This is a genomic window from Apolloniradiicaulis salifontis (assembly GCF_053756655.1).
This window is the reverse complement of sequence record NZ_CM132387.1, coordinates 1,478,408-1,501,346: the sequence shown is the minus strand read 5'-3', so window position 1 is coordinate 1,501,346 and position 22,939 is coordinate 1,478,408. Positions and strand designations below refer to the sequence as shown.

At 64.4% G+C, this 22,939-nt stretch carries 24 protein-coding genes and 1 tRNA gene; 8 read left to right on the top strand and 17 right to left on the bottom strand.

The window, feature by feature from the left end; genetic code table 11:
* Positions 1 to 55 precede the first annotated feature (55 nt).
* Together ACWCOP_RS07315 and ACWCOP_RS07310 are read left to right on the top strand one after the other, a co-directional pair.
* Positions 56 to 1,480, top strand: a complete 1,425-nt coding sequence (locus ACWCOP_RS07315; protein ID WP_478250568.1) for an alkaline phosphatase PhoX — start codon at positions 56 to 58, stop codon at positions 1,478 to 1,480.
* On the top strand, positions 1,366 to 2,463 hold the full coding sequence (locus ACWCOP_RS07310) for a hypothetical protein (RefSeq protein WP_478250567.1): 1,098 nt from the start codon (positions 1,366 to 1,368) through the stop codon (positions 2,461 to 2,463). Before ACWCOP_RS07315 ends, ACWCOP_RS07310 begins: the two co-directional genes overlap by 115 nt.
* Here the strand turns inward: ACWCOP_RS07310 and ACWCOP_RS07305 are convergent.
* Positions 2,370 to 3,533 carry a COX15/CtaA family protein gene (locus ACWCOP_RS07305; RefSeq protein WP_478250566.1) on the bottom strand — a complete coding sequence of 388 codons (1,164 nt, stop codon included), beginning with the start codon at positions 3,531 to 3,533 and terminating at the stop codon, positions 2,370 to 2,372. The genes ACWCOP_RS07310 and ACWCOP_RS07305 overlap by 94 nt on opposite strands.
* Positions 3,534 to 3,717: 184 nt before the next feature.
* Between ACWCOP_RS07305 and ACWCOP_RS07300 the strand changes: the two genes are divergently transcribed.
* Genes ACWCOP_RS07300 through ACWCOP_RS07290 form a run of 3 tightly spaced genes read left to right on the top strand, consistent with a single transcriptional unit; the run spans position 3,718 to position 6,612 of the window.
* Positions 3,718 to 4,896 carry an acyl-CoA dehydrogenase family protein gene (locus ACWCOP_RS07300; RefSeq protein WP_478250565.1) on the top strand — a complete coding sequence of 393 codons (1,179 nt, stop codon included), beginning with the start codon at positions 3,718 to 3,720 and terminating at the stop codon, positions 4,894 to 4,896.
* 27 nt (positions 4,897 to 4,923) lie between these two features.
* Entirely contained in the window at positions 4,924 to 6,048 is a 1,125-nt protein-coding gene (locus tag ACWCOP_RS07295; protein WP_478250564.1) for an acyl-CoA dehydrogenase family protein, read from the top strand.
* A 39-nt stretch (positions 6,049 to 6,087) separates the two neighbouring features.
* Positions 6,088 to 6,612: a paraquat-inducible protein A gene (locus ACWCOP_RS07290; RefSeq protein ID WP_478250563.1), complete on the top strand. Its 525-nt coding sequence runs from the start codon at positions 6,088 to 6,090 to the stop codon at positions 6,610 to 6,612.
* Here the strand turns inward: ACWCOP_RS07290 and ACWCOP_RS07285 are convergent.
* Positions 6,609 to 7,055, bottom strand: coding sequence for a phosphate-starvation-inducible PsiE family protein (locus ACWCOP_RS07285; protein ID WP_478250562.1), 447 nt, complete (start codon positions 7,053 to 7,055; stop codon positions 6,609 to 6,611). The two genes, ACWCOP_RS07290 and ACWCOP_RS07285, sit on opposite strands and share 4 nt — an antisense overlap.
* A gap of 359 nt (positions 7,056 to 7,414) precedes the next feature.
* Between ACWCOP_RS07285 and ACWCOP_RS07280 the strand changes: the two genes are divergently transcribed.
* Positions 7,415 to 9,199, top strand: a complete 1,785-nt coding sequence (locus ACWCOP_RS07280) for a DUF1800 domain-containing protein (protein ID WP_478250561.1) — start codon at positions 7,415 to 7,417, stop codon at positions 9,197 to 9,199.
* An 11-nt stretch (positions 9,200 to 9,210) separates the two neighbouring features.
* On the top strand, positions 9,211 to 10,605 hold the full coding sequence (locus ACWCOP_RS07275) for a DUF1501 domain-containing protein (RefSeq protein WP_478250560.1): 1,395 nt from the start codon (positions 9,211 to 9,213) through the stop codon (positions 10,603 to 10,605).
* A gap of 52 nt (positions 10,606 to 10,657) precedes the next feature.
* Here ACWCOP_RS07275 and ACWCOP_RS07270 read toward each other — a convergent pair.
* The 6 genes from ACWCOP_RS07270 to ACWCOP_RS07245 form a co-directional block, all read right to left on the bottom strand.
* A tRNA-Pro gene (locus ACWCOP_RS07270) sits at positions 10,658 to 10,735 on the bottom strand.
* A 113-nt stretch (positions 10,736 to 10,848) separates the two neighbouring features.
* Positions 10,849 to 11,403, bottom strand: a complete 555-nt coding sequence (locus ACWCOP_RS07265; RefSeq protein ID WP_478250559.1) for a MerR family transcriptional regulator — start codon at positions 11,401 to 11,403, stop codon at positions 10,849 to 10,851.
* On the bottom strand, positions 11,404 to 11,712 hold the full coding sequence (locus tag ACWCOP_RS07260; protein WP_478250558.1) for an integration host factor subunit alpha: 309 nt from the start codon (positions 11,710 to 11,712) through the stop codon (positions 11,404 to 11,406). It abuts the gene before it with no gap.
* 81 nt (positions 11,713 to 11,793) lie between these two features.
* Entirely contained in the window at positions 11,794 to 12,705 is a 912-nt protein-coding gene (locus ACWCOP_RS07255; protein WP_478250665.1) for a beta-ketoacyl-ACP synthase III, read from the bottom strand.
* 54 nt (positions 12,706 to 12,759) lie between these two features.
* Complete coding sequence (gene plsX / locus ACWCOP_RS07250) at positions 12,760 to 13,818, bottom strand: phosphate acyltransferase PlsX (RefSeq protein ID WP_478250557.1); 1,059 nt, start codon at positions 13,816 to 13,818, stop codon at positions 12,760 to 12,762.
* A gap of 134 nt (positions 13,819 to 13,952) precedes the next feature.
* Entirely contained in the window at positions 13,953 to 14,531 is a 579-nt protein-coding gene (locus ACWCOP_RS07245; protein ID WP_478250556.1) for a ubiquinol-cytochrome C chaperone family protein, read from the bottom strand.
* Positions 14,532 to 14,647: 116 nt separating this feature from the next.
* Between ACWCOP_RS07245 and ACWCOP_RS07240 the strand changes: the two genes are divergently transcribed.
* Positions 14,648 to 15,148: an outer membrane protein assembly factor BamE gene (locus ACWCOP_RS07240; RefSeq protein ID WP_478250555.1), complete on the top strand. Its 501-nt coding sequence runs from the start codon at positions 14,648 to 14,650 to the stop codon at positions 15,146 to 15,148.
* A gap of 110 nt (positions 15,149 to 15,258) precedes the next feature.
* On the opposite strand, the gene ACWCOP_RS07235 is transcribed toward ACWCOP_RS07240, so the two are convergent.
* The 9 genes from ACWCOP_RS07235 to nrdR form a co-directional block, all read right to left on the bottom strand.
* Complete coding sequence (locus ACWCOP_RS07235) at positions 15,259 to 17,409, bottom strand: sodium-translocating pyrophosphatase (protein WP_478250554.1); 2,151 nt, start codon at positions 17,407 to 17,409, stop codon at positions 15,259 to 15,261.
* Positions 17,410 to 17,578: 169 nt separating this feature from the next.
* Entirely contained in the window at positions 17,579 to 18,082 is a 504-nt protein-coding gene (locus tag ACWCOP_RS07230) for a hypothetical protein (RefSeq protein WP_478250553.1), read from the bottom strand.
* 24 nt (positions 18,083 to 18,106) lie between these two features.
* Complete coding sequence (gene thiL, locus ACWCOP_RS07225) at positions 18,107 to 19,093, bottom strand: thiamine-phosphate kinase (protein WP_478250552.1); 987 nt, start codon at positions 19,091 to 19,093, stop codon at positions 18,107 to 18,109.
* Between the two features lie 3 nt (positions 19,094 to 19,096).
* Entirely contained in the window at positions 19,097 to 19,600 is a 504-nt protein-coding gene (gene nusB / locus ACWCOP_RS07220; protein WP_478250551.1) for a transcription antitermination factor NusB, read from the bottom strand.
* Positions 19,601 to 20,038 carry a 6,7-dimethyl-8-ribityllumazine synthase gene (gene ribH, locus ACWCOP_RS07215; RefSeq protein ID WP_478250550.1) on the bottom strand — a complete coding sequence of 146 codons (438 nt, stop codon included), beginning with the start codon at positions 20,036 to 20,038 and terminating at the stop codon, positions 19,601 to 19,603.
* Positions 20,028 to 21,173, bottom strand: a complete 1,146-nt coding sequence (gene ribB, locus ACWCOP_RS07210; RefSeq protein WP_478250549.1) for a 3,4-dihydroxy-2-butanone-4-phosphate synthase — start codon at positions 21,171 to 21,173, stop codon at positions 20,028 to 20,030. The genes ribH and ribB overlap by 11 nt, the downstream gene beginning before the upstream one ends.
* 3 nt (positions 21,174 to 21,176) lie before the next feature.
* Entirely contained in the window at positions 21,177 to 21,800 is a 624-nt protein-coding gene (locus ACWCOP_RS07205) for a riboflavin synthase (RefSeq protein ID WP_478250548.1), read from the bottom strand.
* A 1-nt stretch (position 21,801) separates the two neighbouring features.
* Positions 21,802 to 22,464, bottom strand: a complete 663-nt coding sequence (locus ACWCOP_RS07200; RefSeq protein WP_478250547.1) for a RibD family protein — start codon at positions 22,462 to 22,464, stop codon at positions 21,802 to 21,804.
* Positions 22,461 to 22,937: a transcriptional regulator NrdR gene (nrdR, locus tag ACWCOP_RS07195; protein WP_478250546.1), complete on the bottom strand. Its 477-nt coding sequence runs from the start codon at positions 22,935 to 22,937 to the stop codon at positions 22,461 to 22,463. The genes ACWCOP_RS07200 and nrdR overlap by 4 nt, the downstream gene beginning before the upstream one ends.
* Between the last annotated feature and the right edge of the window lie 2 nt (positions 22,938 to 22,939).

Sequence of the window (22,939 nt, the reverse complement as noted above, 5' to 3'; positions counted from 1 at the left end):
GGGTTTGTTTAAACAGGGGGTGAGCCATCCCTCCCCTGCCCGACGGAGCCCGTCCATGACCCTTTCGCGCCGCCGTTTCCTGACCCGGACCGCAGCCGTCAGCGCGGCCTTCTCGGCGTTTCCAGCGCTGACCGCCTGCGGCAGGCGCACGCCTGATGGGTATCAGAACCAGGTGGAGGGCTACGGCGCGCTCGTCGGCGATCCGCGCGGTCTGTTCGATCTGCCCCGGGGCTTCAGCTACACGACGTTCTCCGATACCGGCGACGTCATGGATGACGGCCTGCTTGTCCCCGGCGACCATGACGGCATGGCCGCCTTTTCAGGACCGGATGGGCTGGTGACGCTGGTGCGCAATCATGAAATCCGCCCCAGCGAGACCGACATCTCACCCTTCGGACCGAACGCCGAGCGCATCGCCCGCATCGATTCCAGCCGGCTTTACGACTGGACCGAGCGCGATCGGCCCCATCTTGGCGGCACCACCACGGTGCACGTAGACGCTGAAACCGGACGGGTGGCGCGCCAGTTCCTGTCGCTGGCCGGAACCGAAAACAATTGCGCCGGCGGCCCGACGCCCTGGGGCAGCTGGGTGTCCTGTGAGGAGACGCTGACACGGGCAGGCGAAGGCGCACGCCTGGACCACGGCTTCGCCTTTGAAGTGCCGGCCGATCATCTAGGTCTGGTGGAGCCGACGCCGCTTCGCGGCCTTGGCCGTTTCAAGCATGAGGCCTGCGCCGTCGATCCGCGCACCGGGATCGTCTATCAGACCGAAGACGACCGGCCGAGCCTGATCACGCGCTTCCTGCCCGACGCGCCAGGCGAGCTGTGGCGGAGCGGGCGGCTGCAGGCGCTGGCGGTGCAGGGCCGTCCGGGGCTGGAGACCTATAACTGGCGCGACGCCGACCGGATCGCGGTTGGCGAGACCTTGCGCGCCTCCTGGGTGGATCTGGACGCCATTCACAATCCTGAAAACGATCTTGCGGCCCGCGCCGTCGCGGATGGCGCGGCGGCCTTCACCCGCGGTGAAGGCATGTGGTTCGGCGAGGGCGAGGTGTTCTTCTGCTGCACCGATGGCGGGCCGGAACGGATCGGCCAGATCTGGCGCTACCGGCCGTCGCGTTTTGAAGGCTATGGCCAGGAACGCGAAGCGCCGGGCGAGCTGACCCTGGTGTTCGAAAGCTCAAGCGCCGCCGTCATGGAGAAGTGCGATAACATCACCGTGGCGCCCTGGGGTGACTTGATCGTGGTGGAAGACGGCGACGGCGAGCAATACATCAGGGGTGTGACGCCGGGCGGCGAGGTCTATACCATCGGGCGCAACGCCAGCCCCGACGAGACGGGCGAATATAGCGAGATCACCGGACCATGTTTTTCACCCGACGCGACAACCCTCTTCTTCAATGTTCAGAGCGGTCCCGGCCGCACCTTCGCGGTGCGCGGGCCCTGGGCGCAGCGTTCCTTGTCGCCAGCGTCGGCCTGACCGCCTGCTCCTCCGGTGAGGACGGCGGCGACGCAGAACAACGCCAGGCCGAGGAATCCCTGCGCCGCACCGCCGTGGTGACGAGCGCGTTTGAACCCTCTGCGCAGGCGCGCGGGCTCGTCTTTCTGCCCACGGCCGAGTCGCCCTGGACCGGTCTTGTGGCGACCACGCTGCAAGACGGCGGGTTTGATATCTTTTCGGTGGAAGGAGAACCGCTGATCAACGCGGCCGGACCTCAGCTGGCCTCGGTGATCGGCGCGTCCGACTTTGCGCTGCGTGGCGAGATCTTCCCGCTCCTGTTCGGCGTCGACGGCGCGGGTTCGCTGCGCGGCTTCGCGGTCATCCGCCAGGCTGGCGATGTGGTGGAGCTGCCGCTGGAGGGCGAGACCCTGATCCGGGACGCTGCGGCGGTCTGCCTGTACGAAAATGGCATCGGCTATGTGGATCTCGCCCTGCTGGGCCGTGGCCCAGAGGCGACGATCGTGCGGGTCAGTGACCGGGGGCGGGACGGTCTGACCGTCACCGAGGAAGGCCGTTTCCCCCTGCCCTTCGCGGCGCGCAGCTGTGCGGCGGTCGACGACGATCTGCTGATCGCGGCGCCGGCTGCAGGACTGGCCCGCGTGACCACAAACGGTGAGACCCGCGCGTTCTCCGCTGGTCTTACGGTCTCTGACATCGGCTATACCGAGCTTCTCGGCCGTCCCGTGGTTCTGGCGGCCTCATCCAATACCGGACGCCTTGAGGTCTTTGACGCGCGCTCTCTGGAGCTGGTCGCCGATATCGGCACGCAAGCCGGCCTTAACGCGCCGGCGTTCGACAGCCCTGCGGCGCTTGCCGTGACCGGTGAAAGCTTTGGCGGAATGGCGTTTTCATCCGGGCTGGTGGCGATCTACGACCGTGCCGATTCCCGGGTCAAGATCGTCGCCCGTGAAGTGGTTGCTCGTGAAGTGGTGGCGGCCTCGGTGGCCACAGCCGACAGCTGATAGTCCGCACCGGCCGGAAGCGCCCGCGCCGCCGTCCAGGCCGCCGCCCCGGCGGTGAGGAACAATGCGATGGCGCCGCCCTGGTGCAGCAGGGACAAGGATAGAGGCGCGGCGCTGACCAGCGTCGCGATCCCAAGGGCGATCTGTACAAAGAGAACCGCCGGCAGGACGAGGGCGAAGTTGCGCATCATCTTGTCGCCGCTGCGGTGATAGGCCCAGGCCAGCACGCCGCCTGCGACAGCGAGCGCATAGGCGAACCAGCGGTGCTGGAACTGCACCGCAGGCCGGCTCTCGAAGATCGCCTGAAGAAACGGCATGCCCATCAGATAGTCTTCCGGGATCAGTCGCCCGTTGAAGCCCGGCCAGCTGGTGTGGATGCGACCGGCGTCGAGGCCCGCGACAAAGGCGCCAAGAGCCACTTGCAGCAAGACAGCCGCCCAGAACGCCGCCGCCCACGAGAAGAACTTCGTGCGGCTTGAGACTCGCGTCTCGCCGTATCGAAGCTCCAGCGCGGTCCAAAGGCTAAGGCCCAGAATCACGAACGCCATGGTGAGGTGCGTCGCAAGCCGATACTGGCTCACGTCCAGCCGGTCTGCGAGCCCGGACGACACCATCCACCAGCCGATGGCGCCCTGCAGGCCGCCGAGCGCGAAGAGAACCCAGAGCCGCGGACGCAGCCGCTTGGGCGCGATCCCCTTGGCGAGGAAGAAAACGAAGGGGAGAAAATAGACAAGGCCCAGCGTCCGCCCCAGCTGGCGATGGCCCCACTCCCACCAGTAAATGAACTGGAACTCGCCCATGGACATGCCGCGGTTCTGTTGCTGGTACTCCGGGATCAGGCGATATTTCTGAAGCTCGGCTTCCCAGCCTTCTGCGGTGAGCGGCGGAATGGCGCCGGTGACCGGCCGCCATTCGGTGATGGCTAGACCTGAATCGGTCAACCGCGTCGCCCCGCCCACGAGGATCATGGCGCAGACGAACAGAGACACCACCACCAGCCACCAGAACATGGCCCTGCTGGTGTCCGGCGCAGTAAACGCTTTGGGAATGGCGGTCGCCGACGGCGTCATGGTCAGGTCCTCAGGCTTTCTAGATGCGCCGCTAAGTAACGGCCCGCGCGATCCGGGCAAGACCGGCGCGCCTTTTCGCCGCGCCCTTTCGCCGCCCCGCAGTCGAAATTGCGTGCGGTCCGGGGCTGGTCAGAGCGAGGCGCGCGCCTTACCCTTTACGTAAACGTCAGGGAGGAGAAGCGCCATGTCGCTCGATACATTCCGTAAGGACACCCGCGCCTGGCTCGAGGCCAACTGCCCCGAGAGCATGCGCAAGCCCATCCGTTCCGAAGCCGATATCTGCTGGGGCGGCAAACGCTGGACCTTCGCCAGCGACGACCAGAAGGTCTGGCTGGAGCGCATGGCTGAAAAAGGCTGGACCGTTCCGACCTGGCCGACCGAATACGGCGGCGCCGGTCTTTCCAAGGACGAAGCCTTTGTCCTGAAGGAAGAACTCAAAGCGATCGGCGCGCGCAGCCCGCTGGACAGCTTCGGCATCTGGATGCTCGGCCCGGCGCTTTTGAAGTACGGCACGCACGAGCAGAAAGCCGAACACCTGCCTCCCATCGCACGCGGCGAGATTCGTTGGTGCCAGGGATATTCGGAGCCGGGCGCCGGCTCCGACCTGGTGTCTCTGCGCACCAAGGGCGTGCTCGACGGCGACACCTACACGGTGAACGGCCAGAAAGTGTGGACGAGCTACGCCGACAAATCCGACTGGATTTTCGCGCTGGTTCGCACCGAAGCGGATGCGCCGAAATATAACGGCATCTCATTCCTGCTCATCGACATGGATCAGGCCGGAGTCTCCACCAAGCCGATCAAGCTGATCAGCGGCAAGTCGCCCTTCTGCGAGACCTTCTTTGACGACGCGAAGGCGCTGGAGAAGAACCGCTTGGGAGAGGCCGGGCAAGGCTGGGAGATCGCGAAATATCTCCTGTCCCACGAACGCGCGGGCATCGTGTCCGAGGCCGCGTTCGGCGGGCTCAACCCGGTCACCGCCGCCCATCAGTCGGGCGAAGTGGAGGAGGACGGCCGTCTATCCGATCCGATCCTGCGCGGCGACGTGGCGCGCCTGACCATCGACGGGCTTGCGTTCGACGCCACCATGCGCCGGGTCAAGGAAGAGGCTGACCATGGCGAGGGCGTAGGTGCGCGCGCCTCGATGCTGAAATATATCGGCACCGAGCTGAACAAGCGCCGCAACGAGCTCAATATGAGCGCGCTGGGCTATGACGGTCTGCTTTGGGAAGGCGACAAGGAATCCGACGGTGAAACCGCCCGCTCCTGGCTGCGCAGTCGCGCCAACTCCATCGAGGGCGGCACCAGCGAGATTCAGCTCAACATCGTGGCGAAACGCGTGCTCGACCTTCCGAGCGCCTAACGGCATTTCAGACAGGGATTTATACTCATGACCTTCGTGCTGAACGAAGACGAGCAAATGCTGCGCGATTCCGCGCGCGGATTTCTCGCCGAGGCCTCGCCGGTGTCGGCGCTGCGCAAGCTGCGTGACGCCAAGGACCCGGTCGGGTTCTCGAAGGAGCTATGGGGCCAGATGGCCGAAATGGGCTGGACCGGCGTGCTGGTCGACGAAGCCCATGGCGGCGTTGAAATGGGCTATTCGGCCGCCGGTGTGATCCTTGAGGAGATCGGGCGCACCCTCACCTCTTCACCCTATCTGTCCACCGCCGTGATGGGCGCGACCGTGCTCAATCTCGCCGGCACCGACGCCCAGAAAGACAGCTGGCTGGCGCGGATCGCCGCCGGTGAATGCGTCTTCGCCTTCGCCCTGGATGAGCGCGCCCGCCACAATCCGGAGAAAATCGAAGCGCGTGCAACAAAGGACGGCAACGGCTTCCGCCTGAACGGCGCCAAGCGCTACGTGGTCAACGCCATGGGCGCCGACATGCTCGTGGTGGCCGCGCGCACCGAGGACGACAAGATCAATCTTTTCCTTGTCGATCCCCAAGCCGACGGCGTCGAACGCACCGCCCGGCGCACCGTTGACAGCCATGTGCCCGCCGACATCAAATTTGCGGATGTGAAGCTCACCGGCGAAGCGCTGATGGCCGGCGCGCAGGATTCAGAGGCCGCCTATCGCCACCTTCTGGACGCCGGCCGGGCCTGCCAGGCCGCCGAGCTTTACGGCTCGGCCCTGCAGGCGTTCGACGTGACGCTGGATTATCTGAAAGGCCGAGAGCAGTTCGGCGTCTCCATCGCCACCTTCCAGGGACTGCAGCACCGCGCCGCCCATCTTTATGGTGAGCTTGAGCTGACACAGTCGCTGGTGCGCCGCGCGCTCACCACGCTGGACACCCAGCCCAGCCAGGCGCCGCTCTGGTGCGCGGCGGCGAAAGCCAAAGCCACCCAGGTGGCGCGTCTGGCGGCGGCCGAAGGTATTCAGATGCATGGCGGCGTCGGCATGACGGACGAGTATGATATCGGCCTTTACTACAAACGCGCCCAGGCCGCCGGGGAATATCTCGGCGACGACGCGTTCGGCGCTGGCGAAGTCGCCCGGCTTTCGGGCTACTAAACCGGAGACAAGCGAAGCGGGATCGGGCAAACTTGGGTAATGGCCATTACAGATCCCGCTTCCTCAGCCGCGAACATCCCGGTCCGCCAAGCACCCGCCCGCAACGGCTCAGCCGGCGGCGGGCTTGCGCGGGCGATCCTGATCGTCAGCGTTTTGTTTCTCGGGCTGGGCCTTTGGCTGCCGGTCATGGAGACGCGCCAGCTCTGGCTGTTCAAGACCGAGTATTCCCTTCTTCAGACCGTTCAGGCGCTCTTTGAGGAGGGTGAGCTTGGCCTCGCTGCGCTTGTCTTCGCCTTCTCCATCATCACGCCGCTCCTCAAATCTGCCGGGCTCGCCGTTCTTCACTTGCGCGGGCGGGCGTCTGGCGTGACCGGTCTTGCGCGTTTCGTCGAGGCGATCGGGCGCTGGTCCCTTACCGATGTACTGGTGGTCGCGATCCTCATCGTGGTCTGGTCCAGCGCTGGCGCGCTGGGCGCTGCGAGCCTGCCGGGGCTGTGGTTCTTTGCGGCGAGCGCGATCGGATTGATGATCGCCGCCGAGTTGATCGTATGCGATCTACGCTAGTCAGCAGCCTCTCCCAGGTCCTGTTTTCGCGCCCGGCGTTCAGCTTCCAGAACAAGCGCATAGACAAGGCCCAGCGCGAGGGTCGCCGCGGCGATCCCGAGTAGAAACATGCCCGATGTATTGTCCACTTCCAGCAGAATAAGCTTTCGCACCACGGCCAGGATGCCGATGAGCACAACCGTGCGCACCTGAGCCAGGCCATGCTCGCCCTGCGCCATCTGCAAAACCGAGCGCGACAGCTCCAGAGCGATGACCACGGTGAGCACCCGGTCAAACAGGATCTGGAACGCACTGTAATCCCAGCCCGGAACCACGCCTATGATGGCTTCGTAAAGGCCGCGGGCGAAATGGATCATGGCGAGCACGATGACCACCGCCATACCGGCGGTGACCAGCCAGGCGACGGAACGTTCGAAAGCGCCGTAATTGAGATATTTCTTCATAGCCTTAACAAGAATAGCCGCCAGGGCCCCTTCTGACCATCTCGGACTGAAACGCAAACGCGACGCAGCGCTTGTGAACCGGCTTATTTTTTCAGTCATTCGCGCTTTCTCGATCCCGCATTTGCGCGCCGGTGGATAAAGGCTCTGGCGGGCGCAGACCGATGGGGAGAGACATCGCCTCGCAGGCCGGGACGTTTTTCGATATCCAACTTCAAACGAAATTCAATGGCTTAAACTCCATCCCCAGCCGAGATTCATTAAAGCTTCACTCTGGCGCCTGAATTCCGCCCTGCGTGCCGTGAAGGTCACTATTATGGGGGTCGGTCGTGCGCGCTCAGCGCTCAGGTGGAGTTACGGTCATGCGTATTTTCTCCCAGTCCCTGTGCGCCGCAGCGCTCATTCTGAGTCTGGCCTCCTGCGGGGCGAGCGGTCCTGAGAGCGCCAGCGAAGACGCCCCTGCCGGGCCGCCGCCCAGCGGTCCCACCGGCACGACCTTCTCGTCTCGCGAGGGCGTCGCCGTGTTCATGAGCCAGGCTGCGTTCGGCGCGCGCCCGAGCGATCTTGACCGCTGGACCGGAGCGATCGCCGAAGACTGGTTCGAGTCCCAGCTGGCGGTTGAGCCAAGCTATATGCGCCCCGCCTTCGATGCACACATGGCGCGGCTCACCACGGACGGTTTCTCCGGCTTCCGGATCGCTTCGCCAACACTCATTTTCTGGGAGAACGCCGTCGGTGCGCCCGATCAGCTGCGCCAGCGCATGGCCTTCGCCCTGTCGCAGATCCTTGTGACTTCGGCCTCGAGCGGAACGCTCAACGGCACGCCGGAAGGGATGATCTATTATCAGGACCTGCTCATCGAGCACGCGTTCGGCAATTACCGAGACCTTCTCCACGACGTCACCTACTCGCCAGCCATGGGCTATTACCTGACCTATCTTGGCTCGAAAAAGGCCGATCCCAACACCGGCGAGATGCCGGATGAAAACTACGCACGTGAATTGCTGCAGCTGTTCACCATCGGGGTAGAAGATATCGACATGCAGGGCCGCCCCATTGGAGCGGGCGAGCTTTACGACAATGATGACATAACAGAGCTGGCCAAGGTGTTCACCGGGTTCGAGTACGCGTTCCGGGCTCGCACGGGCGAAGAGCGCCGGGAGCGGATGCAGACCCCGCTGATCATCGATGAAGACGATCACTCCCCAGAGGCCAAGTCATTTCTCGGTTTGACCATTCCGGCTGGAACCAGCGCGGCGAGCGCGGTGGACATGACGCTCGATCATCTCATGGATCAGCCGACCATGGCCCCGTTCCTGGCGCGCCAGCTGATCCAGCGTTTCGTCACCAGCAACCCCTCGCCCGCCTATGTCGGCCGCGTCGCGCAGGCGTTTCAAACCGGGCGTTTCCAGCTGCCGAACATGGTTACGATCGGTCAGGGCCGAAACGGCGATCTAGCGGCCACAATCGCGGCGGTGCTGTTCGACCCGGAGGCGCGCAACATTGAAGCGGCCCGCGAAAATCAGGAATTCGGCAAAGTTCGCGAACCCGTACTCCGGCTCGCCCACTGGGCGCGCGCCTTCAACATTGGCGCAGGTCCCACCGAGTATGTCTTTGACCTCTACGACACCGATGACAGCGACCGGCTGGCCCAGCATCCCCACCGCGCACCCTCGGTCTTCAACTTTTACCGGCCCGGCTATATCGCACCGGGCACGCTCACCGGCGAGCGGAACCTCACAATGCCCGAGCTGCAACTGGTCTCCACCGCGACGACTCCCGGCTATGTGAATTTCATCGATAATTTTATCCTCGCCGACCGCGACGAGCGCAGGTTGGATCGAATCGAGGACCGGCTCAGGCGCTTAAATGTGGATCTGCCGGCGGCTCCGGGCGTGAACGCGTGGGTGGCGAGCTATGAGAAAGAGCTGGCGCTTTTGGACACGCCCGATGCGTTGATCGCCCGGCTTGATCTTCTTTTAACCAGCGGGGCGATGAGCGATCAGACCCGTGGTGCGCTAAGAGATTACTTCGCAGCAGAAGCCGAAGGCGATACGCCGGACACCTCGCGCGAAGAGCGGGTGGATCGCGTTCAGTTCGCCGTCCTGCTCGTGATGAGCTCCCCCGATTACCTGATCCAGCGCTAGGAGCCATGGCCATGAGTGAACTTCGACCCTCTCGCCGCACCCTCCTGGCCGGCCTTGGCGCCGGAGCGGCGATCTTGCCCAGCTTCGCGGGCGTGCGGGCTGAAGCCGCCTCCGTGGGCGGATACAAGGCGCTTGTTTGCGTGTTTCTGCTGGGAGGCATGGACGGGCACGATGTTCTGATTCCGTATGATGCGCCCTCCCATGCAGAGTTCAGCGATCTGCGCCGCGCACTGGCGCCCGAGGCCACACGGGGGCGCGCCGTGCTGCAGCCCCTCTCGCCGCGCAATGGCGAGCGGTTTGGAGCGCGGCGCTTCGCGCTCCCTCCTGAAGCGACAGGGCTCAAGCGCCTGTTCGACGCGGGCAAGGCGTCTATCGTCGCCAATGTCGGGCCTCTGGTGCGGCCGGTGACCCGGACCCAGTACCGAAATGATGCTGTGCAATTGCCGCCGCGCCTGTTCTCGCACAATGATCAGCAATCCATCTGGCAAGCCAATGCGCCTGAAGGCGCGCGGATGGGCTGGGGCGGTCTTTTCGCCGACGCCGCCGTACGCTCCGGCGCCAACCGCAACGCCGAGGCGTTCTCAACCATCAGCACCACCGGCGATAATCTGTTTCTGACCGGTGAGGACACCACGCCGTTCAGTGTGGGCAGAGGCGGCCCGACGCAGATCAACGTTCTGTCGTCCGCCGAGCGCAGTCGGGGGCGAAATGCAGAGGCCGAAGCGGCATATCAGCGTCTGCGCCGGCATTTTTCGGCGCAAGACTATTCCGGCGATAATCTCATTGCGCGTGATGTGGCTGCGATCATGCGTCAGGGCCTGAGCAGCAACGAGGCCTACGAGGCTGCGCTTCAGGAGCCGCCGGCGCTCGGCGCAACGTTTCCCGACAGCCGCCTGGGCGACCAGCTTCGGGTGATCGCCGAAACGATCGCCGTAAGATCGCGGCTTGGGGCCGGGCGCCAGGTGTTCTTCGCCGCCACAGGCGGGTTTGACACCCACTCCAATCAAACCGCCGCCATGCCGGCCCTGCTGGGCGGGCTCGACGCCGCCATCAGCGCCTTTAACGCGGCCATGGTGTCAATCGGCGCGGACCAGGAGGTGACTTTGTTCACCGGATCCGATTTCGGGCGGACCTTCGCTATCAACGGCGACGGCACCGACCATGGCTGGGGCGGGCACCATTTCGTGGTGGGCGGCGCGGTCGATGGCGGTCGGATTATCGGCGATCCCCCGCCGCCAGGCTTTGATCACGCCTATGACGCCGGCCGCGGCCGCCTGATCCCGCAGATCAGCGTCGGTCAATACGCCGCGGAGCTCGGCCGCTGGTTTGGACTGTCGGGCCCGGACCTGGATGCGGCGCTGCCCAATCTGCGTGAGTTCGACACGTCCTCGCGCATCATGGTGTGATGCGAGAGGTGTATCATCCGTTCGTTCGGCATCGTCTTGTGAATAGGTTGAATGGTCGGAGCGGCAGGATTTGAACCTGCGACCCCCGGTCCCCCAGACCGGTGCGCTAACCGGGCTGCGCCACGCTCCGCCATATCAGCACCCCGGCGGGGTGACCCGGGGGCCCGGCGCAAGGCCGGGAGCGGGGTTATAGGCGGGGCTGCGGTTTCGGGCAACCGGGCAAATGCGGCGGCGTGCGCTTCTTCACCCGTGGGTCTGCAGCGCGGCTCCGAGCACATGCCGGGCCCCGCGCAGACGGTCCAGGGCTGAACGCAGGCGCGCCCTGTCATCATCGTCGAGGCCTGCATGCGCGCCAGCCTCAAGGCCAGGATCATGCGCGGACGCAGCGACAGCATTGCGGCGTTCAGGGCCGTGAGGCTCGCCGGCCTCGATCTCGCCCCTGCGCGTGTGCCGAGCATCGGCCTCATGCTCGGCATTGGCTTGCGCGTTACTCACCCGCGCGCCGGGCACGTCTGACGGCGTCCCGCCCTCCCCGAGCCCGCTCACATGGGCGACGCCATGATCCTTGAGATATTTCTGTGCGCCCTTGATCGTATAGCCTTCCTCATAAAGAAGGCGGCGCAAGCCCTTGAGAAGCTGCACGTCCTGCGGCCGGTACAGGCGTCGCCCGCCAGCGCGCTTGACCGGTTTGAGCTGGGTGAACTTGCTCTCCCAGAATCTCAGCACATGGGCGGGCAGGCCGGCTTCCTCACCGGCTTCCGAGATCGTGCGGTAGGCGTCTGCAGACTTCTCGGTCATTTAGGCCGGGTCTTTGGACAGGGCATTGTCCACACGGTCCTTGAGCACCTGGCTGGGCTTGAACACAAGCACGCGGCGCGGCTCAATTGGGACTTCTTCGCCGGTCTTCGGATTGCGCCCGACCCGGCCGTTCTTGTCGCGCAGCACGAACGAGCCGAACGAAGACAGCTTCACCGAGTGGCCGTCCACCAACGTCTCGGAGATCATATCGAGCACCTGTTCCACCAGCTGCGCGCTCTCCTGACGGGGCAGACCCACATCCCGGTTCACTGCATCGGCGAGATCAGCCCGCGTAATCGTATTGGGCATCGCTTCCCCCTGATAAGCCTATAAAGATGACACGTTACGGTGCACGCCGCCCGCTGGTCAACGTTAACCATAGGGAAAGGCTTAATAACGCGCTAACGCCGCCCCCCAGGTGAACCCGCCGCCGAGCGCCTCCATGAGCACAAGGTCGCCGCGCTTGATGCGTCCGTCGCTGATCGCCTGATCGAACGCGAGGGGAATCGAGGCCGCCGACGTGTTGCCATGTTGGGCGACAGTTGAGATCACCTTCTCTTCGGGAATGCCTAGCTTCTTTGAAACCCCGAGCAAAATCCGCTGGTTAGCCTGGTGGGGCACAAACCAGTCAATGTCGGCGATGTCCACGCCGGCCATGTCGGCCAGCTCACTCATGGAGCCTGCGATCTTGGATACCGCGTGGCGGAACACCTGATTGCCCTGCATGCGCAGGTGGCCGACGGTCTTGGTCGTCGAAGGCCCGCCGTCCACATAAAGCAGATCCTTGAACCGTCCGTCCGAGCGCAGATGAGTCTTGATGATCCCGTTGGCCGGATCGCCCTCCTCGGCCTTGAGCACAGCCGCCCCCGCACCGTCGCCGAACAGGACGCAGGTGGCACGATCGGTCCAGTCCAGGATCCGCGAGAAGGTCTCGGCGCCGATCACAAGGGCGCATTTGGCCTGGCCGCAGCGAATGAAATTGTCCGCCGTGGCGAGGGCGTAGAGAAAACCCGAACACACCGCGTGCACGTCAAAGGCCGCGCCTTGCTCGATGCCCAGCTTTTGTTGAACGATGGTGGCTGTGGCGGGAAAGGTCAGGTCGGGCGTGGCTGTGGCCAGCACGATCAGGTCCACATCGCCCGCTTCAAGCCCGGCTGCGGCCAGCGCCCGGCGTGCGGCGGCGGTGGCGAGATCACTGGTGAACTCGCCGTCGCCGGCGATATGGCGCTTTTCGATGCCGGTGCGCTCGCGGATCCAGGAATCGCTGGTTTCCACGATCGCTTCCATGGCCTGATTGGTCATCACCTTTTCAGGCAAAAACGCCCCGATCCCGGCGATGCGCGAGTAAATCACGATCTATCCTTCAGCCGCGATTGCGGCGGTCTGCGTCTCAAGCTCCGCCAGAGTAGCCAGATTCTTTTCAATTTCGGTGAGGAAGCGGCTGTCTGCGAGCTCCAGAGCGATACGCAGCGCAGTGGCGAAGCCCGCCGCGTCGGTGCCGCCATGGCTTTTCACAACCACTCCGTTGAGGCCAAGGAACACGCCGCCATTGACGTTTCGCGGATCCATCTTGGCGCGCAGACCGTCCAGGGCGCCAAGCTGCAGAAGCGCTGCTGCGAGCTTTGCGGTGATCGAGCTGGTGAGCGCTTCGCGTAGCCAGCCGCCCACCAGGCGCGCCGTGCCTTCGGCGGTCTTCAGAGCCACATTCCCGGTGAAGCCGTCGGTCACCACCACATTGGTGGTCCCGGCCGAGATGTCGTCGCCCTCCACAAAGCCCTGATAATCCATGTCGAGCCCGGCCTTGCGCATCAGCGCGTCGGCCTCGCGGATGACCTGGCTCCCCTTCAACTCTTCCTGGCCGACATTGAGGATGCCCACAGTGGGCCGTTCCACATTGTGCACGGCGCGGTGAAAGGCTTCGCCCAGAACGGCGAATTCAAGAAGCTGGGACGGGGTGATCTCTACATTCGCACCGACATCCAGCACCGTGGAGAAACCTGTCGGCGCCGGCCAGCTAGCGGCGATCGCGGGCCGGTGGACACCCGGTTTCATGCGCAGAATCACCTTCGAAATCGCCATCAGCGCCCCGGTGTTTCCCGCCGACACCGCCACTGCGGCCTCGCCGTCCTTCACCGCGTGCACCGCGTTCCACATGGACGAGCCACGGGAGCGGCGCACAGCCTCGGAGGGCTTGGCGGACATGTTCACTTCGGTGGCGCTGTGGCGAATCTCGCTCACGTCCTTGAGCGCAGGATGGCGATCCAGCAGCGGTGCAAGGCGGGCTTCGTCGCCGTGCAGCAGGAACCCCACCGGACGGCGGCGACCCTTCAAAAACTGCGCCGCGCCGTCAATCACGCTCTCGGGGGCGTGGTCGCCGCCCATGGCGTCTACGGAAAGAACCAGGGAAGACGTCATTCAAAATCCGTCAATGGATAAACTCGCGCCCTGTTGTGGGCGGCTACCTTGTTACCCATAGGCTTTGAAGATGCAAGGCGGGCCGGACGGAGGCCCAGCGGCGCCGCCGTGGCGGGCCAGTCACGGGCCGGCGCCTAAACAGAGGCTGCGAAGCGGGGCGCTTGCCCGGCCAGGATGGCGTCCACCCCTTGATGATCAAGGGCGCGCGCCGACGCGTAAAGATAGGAGGCGAGCTTCCTCGACGCCGGTGAAACCGTCATCTCAATTGTCTCAACGTCCTCATGGACGCCCTCCGCCTCGGCGTCCACGGCGAACAGATTGCGCTCTAGAATCGCGGCGAGCTTTTCCTCGTCACCGGCGTTCAGCGCGTCCTCATACGCCTTGGCGCGTCCATAGAACGCCTCACCCATCTCGCGGATCTTCTTGCCCACCGACAAATCGCCCGTGCCCATTTCGCGCAGCGCCGCATCAAAGTCATCAAACATTCTATCGAACACGAGCTGGCTCAAATCGGTGGCCGCATCGCCCTGCCCGCGCAGGCGCCGAAACAAGAGAATTGCATGGGCGGTGATCATGTCGAACCGCCCGTCCACCGTGTCCGGCGCGCCCGCTTGACCGTAAAGTCCCGGCTTGCGCGCAGCCCGCACGAGCGTGTCATACACTTCGCTGGCCCGAGCCTTCATGGGGTCTTTCTTGAACAGACGGGTGAACATGTCACGCGGGCTCCCTTTAACGCGCGCTTGAAGCTAAGATCGCAAACAGCTACGTCAATCGGCGCGCGGCGCAAAGCCGCGCCTGCACACCATCCGCGCCCTTAAGGAGGGCTGTCATGCGTCTTCGCCGCGCCGCCATCGCCGCCGCAGTCATCGCCAGCGCTGCTCTGGTCTCCGCCTGCAACCCGACCCTGCGCAGCCACGGTTTTCGCTATCCCGACGGGGAGGTGCCCGAGCTGACGCCCGGCGAGGATACGCAGGCCAGCATCCTGGCCACGCTGGGCAATCCGTCCACGCGCGGAATGTTCGAGGACGACACCTGGTATTACATCTCCGCCACCCGAGAATACCTCGCCTATCTGCGTCCCGACACGCGAGAGCGCCGGGTCATCGCCCTGAGCTTCGACGATCAGGGCGTGCTGAGCGAGGTGGTGGAGTACGGGCTGGATGACGGTCGTGTGGTGGCCTTTGTGGATCGCGAAACCCCGACGCGGGGCCGCGAGCTCACCCTGCTTGAGCAACTGCTCGGTAACGTGGGCCGTCTGCCCGGCGAACAATTCGGCGGCGAGCAGAACCTGCCCGGCGGCGCGGGGGGACCTCGTCCGGACGGCCGCTAGACGCGCCAGAGGTTTACCGGCCAGAGCCTGCGTCAGCCCGGCGCTCACGCAAGATAAAAAGCCCCGAACTCTTGGTCGGGGCTTTTTACATCCACGCGTCGGATTGCGACTTAGAACCCCGCCATCACCGCCAGCATCAAGAGCGCCACGATATTGGTGATCTTGATCATCGGGTTCACGGCCGGCCCGGCGGTGTCCTTGTAGGGGTCACCAACCGTATCGCCGGTTACAGCCGCCTTGTGGGCTTCAGAGCCCTTGCCGCCATGGTGACCGTCCTCGATGTACTTCTTGGCGTTGTCCCAGGCTCCGCCGCCGGCGGTCATGGAGATCGCCACGAAGAGGCCGGTGACAATGACGCCCAGCAGCATGGCGCCCACCGCCGCAAGCGCTTCATTCAAGCCCGCGATGAAGTAGAGCACGGTGAACAGGACAACCGGCGCCAGCACAGGCAGCAAAGACGGGATGATCATCTCCCGGATTGCGGCTGTGGTCAGAATATCAACCGCGCGGCCGTAATCGGGCCTCTCCTCATAGGTCATGATTCCCGGCTTTTCCTTGAATTGCCGGCGAACCTCCTCCACCACAGCCTGGGCTGCGCGGCCCACTGCGGTCATGGACATGCCCGCGAACAGGAAGGGGAGCAGACCGCCGAACAAGAGGCCGACAACCACATACGGGTTCTGGAGCGAGAAGTTCACGTCAATGCCGGCGAAGAAGGGATAAGTCTCCGGATTGCTGGAGAAGTAGGCCAGATCCTCAGTATAGGCCGCGAACAAAACAAGCGCGCCCAGCCCGGCGGAGCCGATGGCGTAGCCTTTGGTGACCGCCTTGGTGGTGTTGCCAACCGCGTCGAGCATGTCGGTGGTTTCACGCACCGAGCCTTCCAGCTCCGCCATTTCAGCGATGCCGCCGGCGTTGTCGGTGACAGGGCCGAACGCATCGAGCGCCACGACCATGCCCGCGATCGCCAGCATCGTGGTCACCGCGATCGCGATTCCGAACAGGCCGGCCAGGTTGAACGTGGTCACGATGGCCACCACGATCACAAGGGCGGGCAGCGCCGTGGCCTCCATGGACACCGCCAGGCCCTGGATGACATTCGTGCCATGGCCGGATTCAGACGCCTTGGCGATGGACTTCACCGGGCCGTACTGCACCCCGGTATAATATTCGGTGATCCATACGATCAGCCCCGTCACGACAAGGCCGACGACACCGCACAGGAACAGATCCATCCCGGTGATTGAAACGCCCGTGCTGGTGGTGGACTCAGCGCCGAACCCGATAAGGAAATGCGTCGCGATCGCCACCCCGCCAACCGCAAGCACCGCCGTGGCGATGAAGCCTTTATAGAGCGCGCCCATCACGTTGGTGGAGCCCTTTCCAAGGCGCACGAAATACGCGCCGATAATGGAGGCGAGGATGCAGGTGGCGCCGATGGCCAGCGGATAGACCATCATCGCATCGAGGCCGAAATCACCCGCCGCGCCGCGAAAATAGATCGAAGCGAGGACCATGGTGGCGACAACCGTCACCGCGTAGGTCTCAAACAGATCGGCGGCCATGCCGGCGCAATCGCCCACATTATCCCCGACATTGTCGGCGATGGTGGCCGGATTGCGCGGATCGTCTTCTGGGATGCCGGCCTCGACCTTGCCCACCATGTCGCCGCCCACATCGGCGCCCTTGGTGAAGATGCCGCCGCCAAGGCGCGCGAAGATGGAGATCAGCGACGCGCCGAAGCCGAGCGCCACAAGGCCGTCAATGATGGTGCGTTGTTCTTGCGCGTTTTCAAAACCGGTCCCGCCGGTGAGCAGCGCGTAGTAGATCGACACTGAGAGAAGCGCGAGCCCGGCCACGAGCATGCCGGTCACGGCGCCCGCCTTGAACGCCATGGAGAGACCCGCCTGCAGCGAGGTTTTCGACGCCTCGGTGGTTCGCACATTGGCGCGCACCGAGACCAGCATGCCGATGAACCCGGCTGCGCCAGACAGGAGCGCGCCGATCAGGAAGCCCATGGCGACGATCCAGCCCAGCAAAAGGCCGACGATGATCAAGATCACGACCCCGACAATCGCGATCGTGGTGTACTGGCGCTTCAGATAGGCGTTAGCGCCTTCCTGAATCGCCCGGGCGATCTCCTGCATGCGCTCGGTTCCGGGGCTCGCCGCAAGAATCGAACGGATCTGAACCGCGCCGTAAACGATTGAGAGAAGCCCGGCCGCTATTGCAAGCCAGAGCCAGAGTGATTCCATTCCCATGACCGAAAAGTGTCCCGTGCAGGCTCTGTTAAATTTAGAGGGGCCCGCCGCGCTTTTTATTTTAAGGGATCTGGTGTCAGCGCGGTAAAGTCCCTCGCCCAAGGAGACGAACTATGCCGAACACCGGGAAGTCACGCAAGAATTTCGAAAGCCCCGTTCGCAAAAGGGATTAGTGAATAACCTGGATGTCGTCACCGAGCAGATCGAGGCGATCGATATCCTCGGGCCGTATGAATTCTGCGACCGCCTCCAGCATCGAGGCCTGGGTGGCCCCGTGACTAAGCGCGCCGCCGGGCTGCATCTGGAACGGTGTGCGGTGGGCGGCCCGCAGCAAACGGTCGCTGAGGAAATGAATGTTTGAGAAATGATCAGACCGACTGCTGCGCTTAAGGCAGATGCGCGGCGTGATGTAGGCGTAACCGGCCAGCCGATCATTGTCGGTGACAGGAACGGCGACCTTGGGCAGATCAAGCGCGCGCGGACAGGTCTCATCCTCCCCGAAAAGATCAACCATCTGGGCGGCGGCTTCATCAAGCGCGTTATAAAGCTCTATGGGCTGCCTGGGCTGCGAGCCGCCCGACGCCGCGGGCGCGTCACCATGAGGCCCTCCCAAGGCCTGTGCCAGTGAGCTGAAGACGAAGACCGCCGTGATGAGCAGGATACGCGTTATCATACCGGCACTTTAACAAGGCCGGAGTCAAAAATGCGTAAAGCCAAGTGCGCCGGTTTGAACGGCCGCCTTGTTGAACGAGACGCGAAGGCCGGAACCCGGCTCGAGACGCCCCAACCGGGTGATGCGAACCCCAATCTGTGCGCACTCCGAGCTGAAGCGCCGAACGGAGTCTTCGGGGACGCAGGCGACGATCTCGTAGTCGTCTCCGCCGGTGGCCAGCTTGAGGCGGGCCGCCGTCTCGTCGTCCTGTAGCGAGACCCAGTTCAGCGCGCCCGCTGACAGAGGCAGGTCAGCCAGATCGATCTCCGCGCCAAGGCCTGACGCGGCCAGGATATGACCAATATCAGCCAGCAGACCGTCGCTGACATCAATCGCCGCGCTGGCGTAATGATGCAGCTTGCTGAAAAGCTCAACAGGCGGCGACGGGGTGGCGAAACGCTTCTCGACGAAGCTGGAATGGGCCGGAACGCTGAAGGCCGCATGGCCGAGGCGCTGCTGGAGCCCGAGATAGGCGTCGCCGATAAAGTTCGACACCAGCAGCACGTCACCGGGCTTTGCACCGCCCCGCCGCGGCGTGCGCGTGCCGCGGACCGCGCCGAAAGCCGTGATGGAGATCGTCCATGGCCCCTCTGCGCTCGTGGTGTCCCCTCCAACGAGCGCCATGCCAAACGCGTCCTGGGCCTCGGCGAGCCCCTTCACGAAGCGCTCGACGCGCGGCTCGAAGCCACCCTGAGGCCAGACGATGTTAAGTAAATAGACTTTCGGCTCGGCCCCCATGGCGACAAGGTCGGAGACATTCGCGGCGAGCGCCTTCCAGCCGGCCTGGAAGGGGTCCTCGCCGTCAGGGAAATGGACCCCCTCAACGAGCGTGTCGGAAGTCACGGCGAAGGAACAGCCCGAGGGCGGGGTCAGAAGCGCCCCGTCATCCTTAAGGCCGTAGGCCCCCGGGTGACCAAGCGTCAGCGGCGCCAGGCGCCGGGCGATGAAATCAAACTCGCCCTCGCCCGCCATGGCTCAGGCCGCGCCCTGGCGCACCTGCCTGGCCAGCGTATCCAGAGTGCCGTTCACAAAGCCGGGCTCCGGGCCTTCAAAAAAAGCGTGGGCGATGTCGATATACTCGTTGATCACCGTCTTGGTGGGCACGTCCTGGCGCGCCAGTAGCTCATAGCCGCCGGAGCGCAGGATGGCGCGCACCGTGGCGTCGAGCCGCGACAGCCGCCAGCCCTCGCGCAGCGCGCCCTTGATCAGGCCGTCCACCTCGTCCTGGCGCTCGACGATGCCCTTCAGCAGGTCCTCGAAGAAGTCTTCGTCGGCCTCGATATAGTCGCCCGGTTCGTCCTCATGGCCAAAGCGGTGATCTCGAAACTGCATGACGACGCTTTTCGCGCCCTGGCCGGACAGCTCCATCTGGTACATGGCCTGAACGGCCGACAGGCGCGCTGACCGACGCAGACGCGCCCGGCGTTCGCTGACGCTTTCTTTCACAGTCTCGACTTCAGGCTTTTCGGCGTCGGACATTCAGTCTGCCTTAAACTGGCGTTTGACGGCGAGCATGGCGAGCGCAGCTTCAGCGGCGTCCTTGCCCTTGTTCTTCTGGTCCACATGCGCCCTTGCGCGAGCCTGCTTGATATTCTCGACGGTGAGAATTCCGTAGCCGAGAGGAACGCCCCTGAGGGACAGGTCCATCAGGCCCCGCGCGCTTTCACCGCACACATAATCGTAGTGGCTCGTCTCGCCGCGGATCACGCATCCAAGCGCCACATAGGCGTCATAGCCCGCGCCGCCGGCTTCCGCCATGGCGATCACGCCAGGGATTTCAAACGCGCCGGGCACCTCATGCACGTTGAAACTTGCGCCCTGTTCTTTGAGGTGATCGCTGGCGCCCTGCACCAACTGCTCGGCGATGTCTTCATAGAACGGCGCGGCGATGATCAGAACGCGCGGATTATCGGCCATGACGGCCCCCTTCGATTTCGCGCTGCTCGATGACTTCCAGGCCGTAGCCGTCGAGGCCGACGATGGTTTGCGGCGCGGTGGACAACAAAATCATTTTCCGAACCCCGAGATCCAGCAGGATCTGGGCTCCGACGCCGTATTCGCGCAGGAGCCGCTCTTCGCGGGCGTCGGGCGGATCGGCGGGTGCAGCGCCGAAGCGCTCCGTGATGGCCGCCGGGTTGGTCTCTCGGATAAACACCATGACGCCCGGCCCGTCATGTTCAGCCAGAGTCTGGACCCCTTCATCCACGAGGCCGGACCGGCCGCCAAGGACGCTGAGAACGTCGTCGGCGAAGCTCACCTTGTGCATGCGCACCAGTGCAGGGCCGTCCTGGCGCGGATCGCCCTTGGTGAGAGCCACATGCTCGACATTGTCCACGAGAGAGCGAAACACTGTGAGCTTGAACGCCCCGCCCCACCGGGTCTCGACCTCGGTGTCCAGGCGGCGCTCCACGAAGCGGTCGTTCTGGCGGCGGTATGCGATCAGGTCGGCGATCGTACCGATCTTCAGGCCATGGCGCTGAGCGAAAGCCACAAGCTCGGGCAGACGCGCCATCGTGCCGTCTTCATTCATGATCTCGCAGATCACGCCGGACGGGTTGCAGCCGGCCATGCGCGCCACGTCCACCGCCGCCTCGGTATGCCCGGCGCGCACCAGCACGCCGCCATCGCGCGCGACCAGCGGGAAGACATGGCCCGGCGAGACGATGTCGTCCGCGCCCTTCGTGGGATCAATGGCGGCTGAAATCGTGCGCGCCCGGTCGTGAGCGGAAATGCCGGTGGTGACGCCCTCGCGCGCCTCGATCGAGACGGTGAAATTGGTGGTGTGCCGGCTTTCATTGCGCTGGCTCATCAGGGGCAGCTTCAAGGTTTCGGCGCGCTCGCGGGTCATGGACAGGCAGATCAGGCCGCGCCCGTGCAGGGCCATGAAGTTCACGGCCTCCGGGGTGGCGAACTGCGCCGGCATGACCAGATCGCCCTCATTCTCGCGATCCTCCGCGTCCACCAGGATGAACATGCGCCCGTTTCGGGCATCCTCGATGATGTCCTCGATCGGGGAGAGCGGGCTCTCGGTGTCGCTGTGTATCTGGCTCATTGATCAGGCCTCGCCGGGCGCGCCGGACCCGCGCACCTCCATCAAACGTGCGGCGTAGCGCGCCATGACGTCGATCTCAAGGTTCACGCGCGCCCCGGCCTGCAATGCGCCGAGAGTCGTGGCGTCAGCGGTGTGTGGAATGATCATCAGCGAGAACACCTCCGCCTCGACCGCGTTCACCGTGAGCGAGACGCCGTTCACAGCGATGGAGCCCTTTTCGGCGATGAACGCGGACAGGGCGCGCGAAGCGCGGATGTCAAAGCGGATCCAGCCATCCTCGTCACTGCGCGCGACCACCTCGCCGACACCATCCACATGGCCCTGCACGATGTGCCCGCCCAGTTCGTCGCCGACTTTCAGGGCGCGCTCCAGATTAACCCGGCCGCCGGTGCGCCAGTCGCCCAGCGTGGTGCGCGCCAGCGTCTCCGGCGAAACATCCAGATCATAAACTGCGCCTTCGCCTGCGGGCTCCACCGCGACGACGGTGAGGCACACGCCGTCATGGGCCACCGAGCACCCCAGCTCGAAGCTGTCGGCTGGGTACGGGCTTTTCATGCGAACACGGCGCACCGGGGCGTCTTCAATGGACGCGATCTCCCCGACCGCCGTGACGATACCAGTGAACATGTCAGCCCCGCTCGTAGGTTTCCCAGAGATCCGCGCCGATGGGGCGCGCCTTAGTCCGGGTGAAGATGGGGGCCGCATCCAGGCTCTCAAGGCCAAGCTCTGCGATACAAGGACGCCCCTCGCCTCCGATCAGCTTCGGCGCACGAAACCATTCAATGCGATCCACCAGTCCAGACCGCAGCGCCGCGCCCGCAAGCGCGCCGCCCGCCTCGATCATCACGGTGCGCACACCCTCACCCGCCAGATGCTGAAGCACGGCGGCGAAGCTCACGCGACCGTCCGGTCCGGCCGCAACCCGTTCGAGCTTCGCGCCCGCGCCGCGAAGCGCCAACGCCGCCGCGCCGTCATCGTCTGAATGGTAGATTGTAACCGGGCCGGCGCTGAACATCGCGGCGCTGGCGGGCGTGCGCAGATGAGTGTCCATGACCGCACGGATCGGCTGTACGCCGGCGGGAACGCCGCCAGGGCGAGCCGTCATCTGCGGATCGTCGGCCAGAACAGTTCCAACGCCGGTGAGCACCACGTCGTGCCGCGCGCGCATCTCATGAACCGCCTCGCGGGCATCAGGACCTGTGATCCATCTGGACCGCCCGTCAGCCAGCGCGATGCGCCCGTCAAGACTGGTGGCGAGCTTCAGGGTGAGCGTGACGCCGGAGACGCTCACGCAGGGTCTTCTTCCTCATCCGCGTTGAGATGATGCTGGCGGATGAAGTTGGAGAAGTCGTCCACCTCCTTGAAGTCGCGATACACCGAGGCGTAGCGCACATAGGCGACGGTATCGAGATGGCGCAAGCCATCCATGACCAGCTCGCCGATGCTCTTGGAGGGAACGTCCGGATCGCCGCCGCTTTCGAGGCGGCGGACGATGCCGGAGATCATCTGGTCAAGCCGATCCCTGTCGATCAGACGTTTCTGGGTCGCCAGATCAATGGACTTGGCCAGCTTGTCACGATCAAACGGCTGACGCTTGCCGTCGGATTTCACCACGAACAGATCGCGAAGCTGCACCCGCTCGAACGTTGTAAAACGCGCCCCGCAGGACGGGCACATCCGCCGGCGGCGGATCGCCTGGCTGTCTTCAGCCGGACGTGAATCCTTCACCTGTGTGTCGGGACTGGAGCAGAAGGGGCAGCGCACGC